The sequence below is a fragment of the Helicobacter pylori genome (genome assembly GCF_001653475.1).
Taxonomy (GTDB): Bacteria; Campylobacterota; Campylobacteria; order Campylobacterales; family Helicobacteraceae; genus Helicobacter; species Helicobacter pylori_CM.
The window spans coordinates 1,432,080-1,445,118 of sequence record NZ_CP011487.1; the positions used below are offsets into that span (position 1 = coordinate 1,432,080).

The 13,039-nt window shown below is 38.3% G+C and carries 12 protein-coding genes and 1 pseudogene; 5 read left to right on the top strand and 8 right to left on the bottom strand.

Translation table 11 applies throughout. The features are described from left to right. Nucleotides 1-72 precede the first annotated feature (72 nt). Genes gltS through AA974_RS06965 form a run of 4 tightly spaced genes read left to right on the top strand, consistent with a single transcriptional unit; the run spans nt 73 to nt 5,389 of the window. Nucleotides 73-1,299, top strand: a complete 1,227-nt coding sequence (gene gltS, locus AA974_RS06950; RefSeq protein WP_064433943.1) for a sodium/glutamate symporter — start codon at nt 73-75, stop codon at nt 1,297-1,299. Then, nucleotides 1,296-2,330: a dihydrofolate reductase family protein gene (locus tag AA974_RS06955; RefSeq protein WP_064433944.1), complete on the top strand. Its 1,035-nt coding sequence runs from the start codon at nt 1,296-1,298 to the stop codon at nt 2,328-2,330. Before gltS ends, AA974_RS06955 begins: the two co-directional genes overlap by 4 nt. Continuing rightward, on the top strand, nt 2,312-3,028 hold the full coding sequence (locus AA974_RS06960) for a tRNA1(Val) (adenine(37)-N6)-methyltransferase (RefSeq protein ID WP_064433945.1): 717 nt from the start codon (nt 2,312-2,314) through the stop codon (nt 3,026-3,028). Before AA974_RS06955 ends, AA974_RS06960 begins: the two co-directional genes overlap by 19 nt. A 24-nt stretch (nt 3,029-3,052) precedes the next feature. Beyond that, nucleotides 3,053-5,389 (top strand): heavy metal translocating P-type ATPase, encoded by a 2,337-nt coding sequence (locus AA974_RS06965; RefSeq protein ID WP_064433946.1) that lies wholly within the window; start codon nt 3,053-3,055, stop codon nt 5,387-5,389. On the opposite strand, the gene AA974_RS06970 is transcribed toward AA974_RS06965, so the two are convergent. Next, the gene (locus tag AA974_RS06970) at nt 5,386-5,823 is read right to left on the bottom strand and encodes a CopD family copper resistance protein (protein WP_064433947.1); all 438 of its coding nucleotides are present in this window, start codon (nt 5,821-5,823) and stop codon (nt 5,386-5,388) included. The two genes, AA974_RS06965 and AA974_RS06970, sit on opposite strands and share 4 nt — an antisense overlap. Before the next feature lie 179 nt (nt 5,824-6,002). On the opposite strand from AA974_RS06970, the gene AA974_RS06975 reads away from it, so the two are divergent. Further along, a complete protein-coding gene (locus tag AA974_RS06975; RefSeq protein WP_080471067.1) occupies nt 6,003-7,166 on the top strand; it encodes an outer membrane protein in 1,164 nt (387 codons plus the stop codon). A gap of 49 nt (nt 7,167-7,215) precedes the next feature. On the opposite strand, the gene AA974_RS07965 is transcribed toward AA974_RS06975, so the two are convergent. From AA974_RS07965 to AA974_RS07005, 7 genes and pseudogenes are all read right to left on the bottom strand, one after another. Next, nucleotides 7,216-7,386, bottom strand: coding sequence for a hypothetical protein (locus AA974_RS07965; protein WP_196207228.1), 171 nt, complete (start codon nt 7,384-7,386; stop codon nt 7,216-7,218). A 79-nt stretch (nt 7,387-7,465) separates the two neighbouring features. Further along, a pseudogene (locus tag AA974_RS06980) lies at nt 7,466-8,345 on the bottom strand (phospholipase D-like domain-containing protein). A 158-nt stretch (nt 8,346-8,503) separates the two neighbouring features. Continuing rightward, on the bottom strand, nt 8,504-9,571 hold the full coding sequence (locus tag AA974_RS06985; protein ID WP_064433949.1) for an LptF/LptG family permease: 1,068 nt from the start codon (nt 9,569-9,571) through the stop codon (nt 8,504-8,506). 9 nt (nt 9,572-9,580) lie between these two features. Further along, nucleotides 9,581-10,141, bottom strand: coding sequence for an aminoacyl-tRNA hydrolase (gene pth / locus AA974_RS06990; protein ID WP_064433950.1), 561 nt, complete (start codon nt 10,139-10,141; stop codon nt 9,581-9,583). Between the two features lie 9 nt (nt 10,142-10,150). Beyond that, on the bottom strand, nt 10,151-10,687 hold the full coding sequence (locus tag AA974_RS06995) for a 50S ribosomal protein L25/general stress protein Ctc (protein ID WP_064433951.1): 537 nt from the start codon (nt 10,685-10,687) through the stop codon (nt 10,151-10,153). A gap of 54 nt (nt 10,688-10,741) precedes the next feature. Next, a complete protein-coding gene (tal, locus tag AA974_RS07000) occupies nt 10,742-11,692 on the bottom strand; it encodes a transaldolase (protein WP_064433952.1) in 951 nt (316 codons plus the stop codon). 3 nt (nt 11,693-11,695) lie between these two features. Beyond that, on the bottom strand, nt 11,696-13,039 hold the full coding sequence (locus AA974_RS07005; protein ID WP_064433953.1) for a UDP-N-acetylmuramoyl-L-alanyl-D-glutamate--2,6-diaminopimelate ligase: 1,344 nt from the start codon (nt 13,037-13,039) through the stop codon (nt 11,696-11,698).

The window sequence follows — 13,039 nt, forward strand, 5'->3', positions numbered from 1 at the left end:
TCTAACTAATCTCGTTCTTTTAGGGGGGTATTATATTATAATAAGATAAATTTGATTAATAAGGATGCAAGCTTGCAAGAAATTAAGTTGGATATTTATGCCACTTTGGTGTGCATGGTTTTAGTGTTACTCTTGGGGCGTTATGTGATTTCTAAAGTCAAGTTTTTGCGCGATTATGATATTCCAGAGCCTGTTGTGGGCGGGGTTTTAGTCGCTTTTGCTATCATGTTAGCGCGTCAGTTTTACAATTTTGGCTTGCAATTTGATTCTTCCTTAAAAGATCCTTTAATGCTGACTTTCTTCATCACCATTGGTTTGAGTGCGGATTTCAAATCTTTACAAAAAGGCGGGAAAATGCTTGCGGTTTTTTTGCTGGCTGTAGCGGGGTTTGTGGTGTGTCAAAATGCAGTGGGGATTTCTACCGCTAGCCTTTTAGGAGTCAATCCTTTAATGGGGCTTTTAGGGGGGTCTATCGCTTTAGTGGGAGGGCATGGCACTAGTGCGGCATGGGCTAATTTTTTCACCCAACCACCTTATAATTTTAGCTCTAGCTTGGAAGTGGGCATGGCATGCGCGACTTTTGGCTTGGTGAGCGGGGGGATTATCGGGGGGCCTGTCGCTAAATATTTGATCTCAAAATACAAACTAGAACCTAAAGACACTAAAGAAAAAGATACTTTAGAGGGCGTGGTGTCTAAAGGTTTTGAAACCCCTAAAGAGCAGCGCCTAATCACCGCATCCAGTTTTGTAGAAACTTTAGCTCTGATTGCGATCGCTTTATTAGTAGGGACTTTTTTATCGCATTTGATGCCTAAAAGCTTCACTTTGCCGACTTTTGTGTGGTGCTTGTTTGTAGGGGTTATTTTGAGAAACGCCTTGTCGTTTTTTAAAATCCATAGCGTGTTTGACAGAGAGGTTTCAGTCATAGGGAATGTGAGTTTGAGCCTGTTTTTAGCCTACGCTTTAATGAGCGTGAATTTATTGGAATTGTTAAAACTCGCTGTACCGTTAGCGGTTATTTTGAGCGTTCAAGTGGTGGTTATGATCCTTTATGTGGTGCTTGTAACCTTTAGGGTGTGCGGGAAGGATTATGATGCGGCGGTGTTGTGCGCGGGGCATTGCGGTTTTGGGCTTGGAGCGACCCCAACGGCTATGGTGAATATGCAAACCATCACCAACCACTACGGGCCATCGCATGTAGCGTTTATCGTCGTGCCTTTAGTGGGAGCGTTTTTTGTTGATATTATTAACGCTTTAGCGATTAAAGGCTTTTTGCTCTTGCCTTTTTTCCCGTCATGAGACTTTATGAGAGTTTATTAGAAATTTGCTTGAATAAGGCGTGGGAGCATCAAACCCTAGCATTAGAAAACCCAAGCGTGGCTTGCATGGTGCTAGATAAACACCATGAGATCTTAAGTTTAGAAACCCACAAGAAAGCCAACACCCCGCATGCAGAAGTCTTAGCCACCAAATCAGCGTTAAAGATTTTACGCCCCAGTTTAAAAAACGATTTAGAAAAATTAGAAGACCCTAAAACTTTAAGCGATTTTTTAAAAACGCACCACGATAACGCTTTTAAAGACTGCGTTTTTTTAATCACCTTAGAGCCATGCAATTCTTATGGCAAAACCCCAGCGTGCAGCGAATTGTTAGAAATTTTAAAGCCTAAAAGAGTGGTCATTGCCGCAGAAGAAAACGGGGCTAAAAAAGGGGGTTTAGCAAGGCTAAAAAAGGCTCGTATTGAAGGAGTGGTTTGTTACAATTTAGAAAACAAGGCTAAAGACTTGCTCTTGCCTTTTAGGATAATGGAACAAAAGGAGCGTTTTAATTTGTTCAAGCTCGCTTTAAGGATGAATGGGGATTATCATCATGGCAAGATCACTGGGCAAAAAAGCGTTATTTTCACGCACAACCAGCGAGCGGTATGCGACACTCTCATCATTTCTGGGAAAACCATAAGAACGGATAACCCCTTATTAGACGCTCGCTTTTGCGATAGCTTTTATCAAAATAAAAACCCCAATATCGCTATTTTATCCAAGCGTTCAATCAACCCCAATTCCAAAGTTTTTTCTGCGCCTAATCGATTAGTTAATACTTTCCATGACCCCAAAGATTTACCCCTAGAGAAGGGGTTTAATTTCATTGAAGGGGGGTGGGAATTGTTTGAGAGCTTGAGGGATAAAACAGACGCATTGCTTTTGCATTCGCATGCGTCTATGATTAGCGAAGCGTTTAACACGCTCGCTCTAAAAACCCCTTTTAAAGGGCGGTTGTTGCATGTGCAAATCTTAGAAAATGAAGCCCTTTTATGGATAGAAAACTCTTAAGATTATACCAGCCTTTAAACGCTTATTCTTACAATAGTGATTCGCTTTTTTTATACGATTTTTTACGCCCTTTTATCAAAAATAGCGGTGCGGTTTTAGACATAGGTTCAGGGTGTGGGGTTTTAGGCTTACTCTGCGCTAGAGACAACCCGCTAGCGATCGTTCATTTAGTGGAAAAGGATAGCAAAATGGCGTTTTGTTCCCAAAAAAACGCTCTTAAATTCCCTAACGCTCAAGTGTTTGAGAGCGATTTTTTAGATTTCAACCCTCCGATTTTGTATGATGTGATTGTGTGCAACCCTCCTTTTTATGCCTTAGGCTCTATCAAATCTCAAAATAAAGGGCATGCGAGGCATCAGAGCGAATTAAACTTCGTTTCTTTAGCGGCTAAAGTGAAAAAATGCCTGAAACCTAAAGGGTATTTTATTTTTTGCTATGAAGCCTTGTCGCTTTGCTTGGTCATAGAGAGCTTAAAAAGCGTTAAACTCACGCTAGAAACTTTAAGGTTTGTCCAAAGTTTTAAAGACAAAAACGCTCATTTGATGCTTGGAGCGGCTAGGAATAATTCCAAAAGCACTCTGAAAGTTTTGCCCCCTTTAATCACGCACAATTCCAAAAACCAAAGCGACAACACCAAAGAAGTTCTAACCATCTATCAAATTTGTAACACTTATTCTATCAAAGCACTTTTAAATTAGCACCTCTAAATTAAGGATTAAAAAATGAAATGTTCGCATTGCCAGTTGGAATTTAAAGAAAGTGAGCTTTTTAAAGAAGTGATCAATCATAAAGAATTGTATTTTTGTTGCATGGGGTGCGCTAGGGTGTATGCGTTGTTATCAGATTTGAATTTAGAGAGCTTTTATGACAAATTAAACGATTCCACTTTAGCCCCCGTAACGCCCCAAAACTCAATGAGCGCTTTAGAATTAGAACAGGCTCTTGAAGAAAACCATAAGGGCGATTTTATCCTGAATCTTTTGCTGGAAAAAACGCATTGTAACGCTTGCTTGTGGCTCAATCAAAAGGTTTTAGAGCGCTTAAAAGGGGTTAAAAAAGTGAGCGTGAATTTCACCACCCACCATTTACAAATCGTGTTTGACCAGTCTTTAAACCCTAAAGAGATCGTTCAAAAAATTGAGAGTTTAGGTTATGGGGCTAAAATTTATAACGCAAAAAATTACGCTCTAAAAGCCCAAAAAGAGCAGCGCTCCTATTTACTCACTTTAAGCGTGGGGTTTTTTGCCACCATGAATTTGATGTTTATTGCAATTGCCAAATACGCAAGTTATGGCGCTGGCATGGATAAACTCATGCAAAGGAATTTGGATCTCGTATCGCTCTTTTTAAGCTTGTTGGTGTTAGTGGTTGTGGGGCGTTTTTTCATTAAGGGGGCATTTTATGGGCTAAAAAATGGCGTTTTGGGCATGGATTTGAGCGTGTCTTTTGGAGCACTATCGGCGTTTGTTTATTCCGTTTATGCCATGCTGGTGTCCCAAGAGACTTACTTTGAAGCGAGCAGCACGATTTTAACGCTTGTTTTTGGCTCTAAGTTTTTGGAATTAAAGGCCAGGCTGTTTGCGAATGAAAAATGCCTGGCCCTAGAATCGCATGAAATCCATAGCGTGATCGTTGTAGAAAATGGCAAGCAGATAGAAAAACACCCTAAAGATGTCGCTATAGGCTCTGTTGTTTTGGTGCCAAATGGGGCTAAGATCGCTTTAGACGGCGTGCTTTTAAACCATGCGAGCGTGGATGCGTCTTTGATCAGTGGGGAGTTTAAGCCTTTGGAATTGGGGGTTAATGATCAAATTTTAGGGGGTTATGTGAATGTAGGCGTGCCTTTTAGCTATCAAGTGAGTGCTAATTTTCAAAACTCACGCCTTTCTTGTTTGTTAGAAACTTTAAAAAAGAGTTTTTTAGAAAAGCCCTTAATTGAGAGCAGCGCGAATAAAATTGCGGATATTTTTTCTAAAGCGGTGTTGTTTTTAGCCTTTATAAGCTTTTTATTATGGCAATTTGGTTTGGGGGGTAATTTTGAAAAAGCCTTAATGGTGTGTATCAGCGTGTTAGTCATAAGCTGCCCTTGCGCGTTCGCTCTGGCTACGCCCATTGCGTTAGTGATAGGAGTGTTTAAAAACCCTTTGATCGTGTTTAAAGAAGCGTTGTTTTTAGAAACTCTGGCTAAAGTGAAAAAAATCTTTATAGACAAAACCGGCACGCTCACGCAAAAAGAAGTCCTTTTAAAAGAAAAAATCATTTATGAAGAATTTGATGAAAGGCTTTTAAAGAGCCTTTTAAAAGTGAGGGAGCATTTAGCCCATAGCGCGATTCTTAAATCACTAGATGGTGATGAGGTTAATTTAGAAAAGATAGAGTTTTTCGCCCATGGCTTAAAAGCGAGCTATCACAATGAAACCCTGCTAGTGGGGAGTTTGAAATTTTTAAACGCTATGGGGGTTAATATAAAGGCTAAAGAGAGCGCTAATATCATGGTAGGCTTTGTTAAAAATAAGACTCTATGCGCGTTATTCATTTTAGAAGAGCGTTTGAAAGCTAACGCTAAAGAAGTTATTCAGGCTTTACAAAATAAAGGCTTAAAATTAGAAATTTTAAGCGGGGATAATGAAAGCTCGGTTAAGGAGTGCGCGAAAAAATTAGGGATTTCTAAGTATCATGCCAATTTGACCCCTGAAGATAAGGCTCAAATCATCAGTTCTTATAAGGGCGTTTGCGCGATGGTAGGCGATGGCAATAACGACGCGCTAGCCTTAAAACAAGCGAGCGTTTCTTTAGGGTTTGAAAAAAGCGCTTTGAGTAAAAGCGCATGCGATATTTTGCTTTTAGAAGAGGATTTGAGTTTGTTGGAAAAAGCGTTTTATAACGCTCAGAAAGTCTATCAAGTGGTGTTGCAAAACATTGTTTTGAGCTTGATTTATAACGCTATTTTAATCCCAGTCGCTATGCTAGGATACATCAATCCTTTAATAGCGAGTTTGAGCATGAGCGCGAGTTCGCTCTTAGTGGTCTTAAATTCTTTGAGATTGAAACGCTTTTAAACAAACCACATCGTTTTGGCTAAAATAGCAATTAAAAAACCAAAAGTGAGAGCGATAGGGTGGGTATATTTACCAATAGGGTTTTTCTTACCCAAAAACTTACACGATAAAGAAAAAAGCACTAAAAGAAAAATGCTTGACGCTAAGATCACTTTAAGCATGAGTATCTTTTGAAAAGGGGTTTCACACCAGCCTTTATCGCCCCCCATGTATTGACTAAGCATCATGCCCCCTGTTAAAACAAGCCCTAAAACGCATAAGGGCATGATTTTAACCGCTCTTTGAGTGATTCCTGTATTGGCCTTATTAGCAAACTCTTCGCCAAACATTTTCTTCACATTAGGGAAAATTACCCCATCAAAAAACAAGTAGCCAATAAAAATAATGGCGCACAATAAATGAACAACCAATACATAAGGATAAATCGCATCCATTTAAAATCCTTTATTTATGGGAAAATTAAAGAGTTTTTAATCTACTATAAAAGGATTTTATTGTCAAGTAGCCCACTATTATGGGAATTTTAGGGGTGGATTTTGCTTGACTTTTAAGATTGTAATTAGTTATAATAAAATAATTAAAAAAGTAACACTTAAGCGGAGTACCCTAGAGAGTGGTGTTCAATTTTATGACAAAGAAGAAAAGTAGGATGCAAAATCGTAAGGTTTGTAAAAATTTTAATCGTAAGGAATCTGTTTTGATAGCTCAATCTTTAGATATTTCTAAAAAAGGCTCGGTAATTTTAGGCGCTCTTTTGAGTTCGTTATGGCTGACAAACCCCTTAAATGCACATGAAAAGAATGGTGCGTTTGTGGGGATTAGCTTGGAAGTGGGTAGGGCTGATCAAAAGACAAACGCTTATAAAAACGGCGGGTTGTTTCAAGTGCCTTTTGGAGATGTTTCGGCTAATGATGATGGCAAAGTTCCTGTTGGGCAGACCGGTGGCTGTCAGCCAGCTTCAGGGACGCCAGGAACGCCAGGCTATACTAAAGCTAATTGCGTGGTCAATTGGACTTCTCGCACCATGCTTAGCACCAATAAAAGCATTCCTGGCCGTAACCAGCCGATGTATGGGCTAGGCGTGATGACAGGCTATAAGCATTTTATCGGTAAAAAGAGGTGGTTTGGGTTGCGTTATTACGGCTTTTTTGATTATGGGCATACCAATTTCTCTAACTCCAGAGCCGCTAACGCTATATCGCCTTTCTATTTGAGCGATCAAAAAGCAGACATGTATACTTATGGTTTTGGCACAGACATGCTTTTTAACATTATAGATAAGCCTAAAGTCACGGCTGGGTTTTTTGTAGGCGTGAATTTTGCGGGTAACACTTGGACTAATAATCGTGTGGGGTATTTTAAGGATGGGTATGTTTATGGCGTCAATACCGACGCTAACGCTTACATGACTAACGCTGATGGCACGATCACATGCGGGGACACGACGCCGGCGAGTTGTAATGTGGGGATTAACCCTAATAGCGTCTATACCACAGGAAAATTGAACGCTAAAGTGAATAACACGATTTTCCAATTTTTAGTGAATGTGGGCATTAGGACTAATATTTTTGAACACCATGGCATTGAGTTTGGTATCAAAATCCCCACGCTCCCTAACCACTTTTTCAAAGGCTCTACTACCATAAGAGCGAAAAAACAAGGTCCGCTAGAGAATGGCCAATCAACCACTATCACCGGAGCAGAAACCAATTTCAGCTTAACCCAAACCTTACGCCGTCAGTATTCTATGTATTTGCGCTATGTTTATACTTTTTAAGTTTGGTAGGGTTTTTTAAGCAAGGCTTTAGATTTGAAAGCTTGATGCTTTAAACTTTCAAATTGTCATTGATCTGTAGCCATTCTGTGCTATTTTCTGCTCTTTTGACAAATCTGTCATTACCGCATGAGTTCTCATGCTGTTGTGGGGGTATTTCTATAAGGTGTTCTGATTCTTCATCGCTAAAGATATATTCATTGGAGTCAAATTTTTCTTTCAATTCTTTATTTTGATTGATAGAGATAGTCTTACAAAGAATTTAATCAGGCTAGACTGAGTAATGTCTAAAATAAATACCTTTAGCGTCCTTTATACAAACGCCCTTTGGGTGTTAGCGCATAAAAACCTTTTTCTGGTCTCTCAAAAAGCCCCAAGTTATCTTTTAAAGGGTTATCTTTTAGCACATGGTGGTTGAGATCGCCCCTAATAGTGTTCCTAAAAGTATCGCTTTTGTATTTGTTTCCCCACTATTCTTTTTTTATTCGCCTTTCTAATGCTTGATAAATATCTTGCAATGCGACTTGTTTAACGCCTTTTTCCTCAACAGGCGGAAATAAATTCCACTATCATTGCCTTGATAGAGGGAATGGTTCCAGGAAGCAATTTTTCTTGTTTTCCAATTTCTTTAATCTTTTCTTGAATGCTTTTATCTTTTGAGACTTTTTGTTCATTTTGAATAATGGCGCTAAAAACTTCATCATAGCTTTGCAAATACTCTTCATTAGGAGTGAATAGACTATCTGCATATTTTATAGAATTGTAGATAGCGTTCAGTTGTGAATAATATAATGGGTTCTTTTCTGTAAAATATGGTATTGACTTCAAACTTATTCTCCAACTCTCCTTTGGTTAAGTTGGTGCTACCTATGATGGAAGTTTTTTCTTTTCCATTGTCAAACATATAAATTTTAGGGTGGAAGACAATATCTGTTTTGTTATTTTCTTTGTCGCCGTAGCAATAAAATCTTAATTTTTTATAAGTTTTATTTAAGTCTAGCAAAAATCGTATGGATTTTGAGTCGGTTGTTTTAAAATCAAGTCCTACAATAATCTCAAATTCTGCCCCCTTTCTAAAGAATCAATCAAAGCATCTTGAATAACCTCAACCCCACTGTATCTTAAAAAAGCAACTGCAATAATATGGGTGTCTAAAGAATTTCTTAGCCCTTCGTTAATCACTTTGCTAATAGGATAATTGAGATTAGACTAGGATTTAAACAAAACCCACCAAAGACCTTAATCATTTTTCAAGCTATTTTACAAGTCTTAAGTTAATGTTGCGTTGCAAGTCTTTTAATTTAGCTTTCTAATTGAGGGCTTGAGTAGGTTTATAAATCCTATAACCTCTTATTAAGCCTTTTAAAATACCAAAGACTCAGAGCTAGAAATACGAAAAAGGGCGATAGCACGCCTATTTCAGGAATGAGTATCCCTGAAATGCTGAACTTCCCTAAAGCAAAGAATAGCCCCCAAACAACGAGCGCGATAATGATAAACTTTAGCCCTAAAAGAGCCAGGTTTTCATAGCGGGCGAGACTGGGCGAAAAATAAGCGATTAAAACGCTTAAAAACGGCACAAAAAAGGGCAAAATCGCAAACACATACAAAAACGAGCGCACTTTTTTCGTGTCTGCGTTTTGGCGCACTAAAGCATGCAAGGATAAAAGAGCGTCTGTGATAGAAACTGCGGGCTTGTTTTGATAAATGGTGTCTAAAACTTTAGGGCGGAAATTTTTGAGCGTTTTAAAGGTTTCTAAACGCGTGGTGTTTAAAGCGTTTGCACCCAGTTCAAAACTTAAGGGCATCTCATAGATAGTGGCGTCATGCAAAATCCAATACTTGCCTTCAAAAGAGGCCTCGTTAGACTCGGCATAAGATTCTAAAGTCTTATCTTTTAGGCGAAAAACCTTGATATTTTGGGCTTTTTGCAATAAGGGATTGATCTTATCAAAATACACATAATCATCGTTATATTTCACTAACAAATGCTCTGAGACGCTCAAAGAATTGTCTTTATAGATTAAATTTTGTGTTTTTTCTTCCATATACACAAAAGGAGTCGCATTCAACCCCACATAAACAGCCGTGAAAAACAAACTAATCAAAAAAATAGGGCTTAAAATCTGGCATTTGGAAAAGCCAATGGAGAGCAGGGCGGTGTATTGGTTGGATTTAATGAATGCGATATAAAATAAAACCATCGCCAAAAGCAAGGAAATGGGCAAGGTGTAATTGAGAGCGAATAAGATGTCATAGGTGAAAAATAAAATAATCATGTTCGCAGAATCGGGCATTTTATCGGCGTATTTTAGGCTGTCAATGCCTACAAAAAACAATTCTAATGCTAAAAGCACGATTAAAAAGTATTTGAAATAATACCACCCCACAAATCTAAACAAACGCACTTTAAGCCCCTAACTTTCTATTTTTAAAGGTTTTTTAAGCGTGAAACGATTTTGCATGGCGTTAAAATCATGGCTTTCTATAAAAAATTTTAAGGCGTTTTTGGCATGTTCAAACACAGCGTTTTTTAAAGGTTCTTCGTTTTTGTGGAATTTTGAAAGCACATGCTCAATCACACCAATTCCTTTAGAAATCCCCACCCTCAAGCGATAATAAGAATTAGAACACAATAAGTCAATGGATTTTAAGCCATTATGCCCCCCATTCCCCCCACCGTTTTTAAACCTCACAACGCCTAAATCCAAATCCAAGTCGTCATGGACAATTAAAAGCTCTTTAGTTTTGTAAAAATTTTTAGCGCTTAAAACGCTTTCGCCGCTTAAATTCATGTAAGTTTGGGGCTTGAGTAAGATAAAATCCTTATAAACGCATAAATAAGCGTTGTGTTTGGAAGAAAAAGCGAAAGAAAGATTCAATTCGCTAATGAGCGAATCTAAAATATCAAAACCAGCGTTGTGTCTGGTGTGGGCGTAACGCAAAGTAGGGTTGCCTAAACCTACTAAAAGCGTCATAACCTGAAATCACTTCGCCTTAATCACACCGATCACAGCGATAGAATCATGATCTAAAATCTTAACATTCTCGTGTTTTTCTAAATCGCGCACCAAAATAGACTCATTCACATCTAAAGGGGCTACATCCACTAAATAGTGATCGGGCAAATGCTCTGGAGCGCATTCCACGCTAATACGCTTTTTAGAGATCATTAAAATCCCTTTATTTTTCAAGCCCACTGGAGTGCCTTGGTGTTTGATGGGGACTTTAAACTTAGACTTCACGCCCTTAGTAACAGCGAGTAAATCCACATGGATAAGCTCGTTAGTAACAGGGTTTTTTTGGTATTCTTGAACCACGACTTCAAAAGTCTTATCCCCTAATTTCACCGGAAAAATCAAATGCTTTTTTTCCTTAAGGTATTTAATGAAAGGGTTTAATTTGAATGCGCCATTCACATTTTCAATGCCCTTTCCATAAACATTTGCGATTAGATAGCCATCTTTTTTTAAAGCTTTAGCGTTAGCTTTAGTAATACTCTCTCTAATAACGCCTTCTAACATGTCAATCCTTTAAAATAAAATAAGGGCTTATTCTATCCAAAAAACCCTTAAAAATCAAAAACTGCTTAAAAGCTTTTCAAAGGATTGTTTGAACGCTATCAAGCCTTCTTTAAGGAGTTTTTGAGCGGTGCTTTCTAAATCAATGTTGCACGCTTTTAATTCTTTTTTAAACGCTTCAATTTCTGTAATCTTTAAAGGGGTTTGATACTCGGTGTTTGGGTCAAGCAAATAAGCGTTTAAAGCCTCTAGGGGGGCTGTGTTGATAGAGTTTTTAAAACACAGCGCTTTAATGTAATAATCTTTAGCTAAAGAATCAGATTTAACGCCTGTGGATGCAAAAAGGGTGCTTATGAGCTTATTAGCATGCTGATTGATTTGGTAATAGCACTCGGTAGCGTTGATGATCCCGCTTTTAGCTTGCAAATTTTTTGGCGCTAAAGGGTCTATTTCTTTGTCAAATCGTGAGACAAACACGCTAATGACCGCTCTTTTTTGCACTTCTTTGGCTAAAATTTGAGCGATTTTGCTAGCGGTTTTAGGCGAAAAGACTAAAGTGACATTAACAGGAATAGAGACTTTAGTTAAAGCGCTAACCACTTCAAGCCCGCTCTCGCTCGCTGGGACTTTAATCATCACATTAGGGCGGTTTAATGTTTTGAATAAGCGCTTGGATTCATCAATGCTTTTAGCGGTATCGTCTTCTAAAAAAGGGTCAATTTCTAGGCTAATGTAGCCATTGTTAGGGTCTTTTTCATACAAAGGCATTAACGCGCTAGAAGCTTGTAAAATATCCTTTAGCGCTAGGGTTTCATAAATTTCTTTAGCTTTTTTGCCTTTGAGTTTAGCGATTTCATCTTTATAAAACGCGCTTTTTGTGATCGCTTCACAAAACAAACTAGGGTTACTCGTCGCCCCACAAATAGCCCCCTTATTGATGAGCTTTAAAAAATCGTTTTCTAAAAAATCCCTCTCAATAAAATCGCACCACAAACTGAATTCTTGCATGTTTTATCCTTGTTTTAAATGTTGGTAATAGCTTTTAATTACTTCTTGGTCGCTGAAAAAAATCGTTTTGTCTTTAAAGATTTGAGTGTTTTCATCGCCCTTGCCTAAAATCAATAACACCTCATCGTCTTTTAAATTTTCTAAAGCGTTTAAAATGGCTTTTTTTCGGTCTTTTTCTATAACCACTTTAGAAGAATCGCTGATGCCTTTTAAAATATCCTTAATAATGTCTTCTTCGTTTTCGCTTCTGGGGTTGTCTGAAGTTAAGATGATTTTATGAGCGTAACAGCTCGCTATCGTTCCCATTTTAGGGCGCTTGGTTTTATCCCTATCGCCCCCTGCTCCAAAAAGAGCGGTGATTTTTTGATTTTTAAAGCTTTCAAAAACCTGTTGCATGCCGTCTGTTGTGTGGGCAAAATCCACAATCACTAGAGGTTTAGAATGCAAAATCTCCAAACGCCCCTTAACCCCATAAAAGTTTTCTAATAACGGCGCAATCGCTTCTAGCGGTAATTGAGTGAGTAGTTTGACCCCTAAAACGCCCGCTAAGATATTATAAAGGTTGTAACGCCCTAAAAGGGGGGAATGGATGAGGGCGATTTCTTTGAGATTAGGATCTCTTAAATCTTGTTGGTAACATAAAGATGCACTAATGGAGGGGGTGAGCGAAAAGGCTTGAATGTTTAAATGCGCTTTTTTATCCAGCGCGTAAGTGTGCGCATTAATGGGATTAAAAAGGGCGTTTGTTTCATCTCTGTTGATCACTTTCAAGCCCTCATCTTTAAAAAAGCTGTTTTTAGTGTCTCTGTAATTTTCTATACTTTTATGGAAATCTAGATGATCGCTTGTGATATTAGTGAGGATTTTAAGGGCAAAATCAAGCCCGGCAATGCGCTTTTGGACAATCGCATGGGAGCTCACTTCCATAATAAAGTATTCGCATTTTAAACGCATTGCTTCTTCTAAATCGCTATAAAGCTCTAAAAGAGTGGGCGTGGTCAAACCCTTTTCTTTGATTTGTTTGTCGTTGATAAAAAACCCTCTTGTGCCTAAAAGAGCGGTCTTTTTATTCAAATCTAAGAGCAAGGAATACATCAAACTCGCTGTGGTCGTTTTACCATTAGTGCCAGTAATCCCTACAATTTTAATCTTAAAATCAAAATAGTTTTTAAGCTCGTTAAAATCTAAAATAGCTAGGTTTTTTTCTGCAATTAGAGGAGAGTATTTTTCATTTAAAGGCGTTTTGACAAAAAGGATTTCGTTAGGGTTTTCTAAAACTTCGCAAGTGTTATCGCTTAAAAAAGAATAGGTGTGGTTTTGATAAGTCAGGGTTTTTTTAAGCTTCAT

Excerpts from the sequence above, each read along its gene's own strand:
- AA974_RS06970 (WP_064433947.1), bottom strand. The coding sequence starts at position 5,823 with ATGGATGCGATTTATCCTTATGTATTGGTTGTTCATTTATTGTGCGCC.
- AA974_RS07005 (WP_064433953.1), bottom strand. The coding sequence starts at position 13,039 with ATGAAGCTTAAAAAAACCCTGACTTATCAAAACCACACCTATTCTTTT.
- pth (WP_064433950.1), bottom strand. The coding sequence starts at position 10,141 with ATGACGCTTTTAGTAGGTTTAGGCAACCCTACTTTGCGTTACGCCCAC.
- AA974_RS06955 (WP_064433944.1), top strand. The coding sequence starts at position 1,296 with ATGAGACTTTATGAGAGTTTATTAGAAATTTGCTTGAATAAGGCGTGG.
- tal (WP_064433952.1), bottom strand. The coding sequence starts at position 11,692 with ATGCAAGAATTCAGTTTGTGGTGCGATTTTATTGAGAGGGATTTTTTA.
- AA974_RS06995 (WP_064433951.1), bottom strand. The coding sequence starts at position 10,687 with ATGTTAGAAGGCGTTATTAGAGAGAGTATTACTAAAGCTAACGCTAAA.
- AA974_RS06965 (WP_064433946.1), top strand. The coding sequence starts at position 3,053 with ATGAAATGTTCGCATTGCCAGTTGGAATTTAAAGAAAGTGAGCTTTTT.
- AA974_RS06960 (WP_064433945.1), top strand. The coding sequence starts at position 2,312 with ATGGATAGAAAACTCTTAAGATTATACCAGCCTTTAAACGCTTATTCT.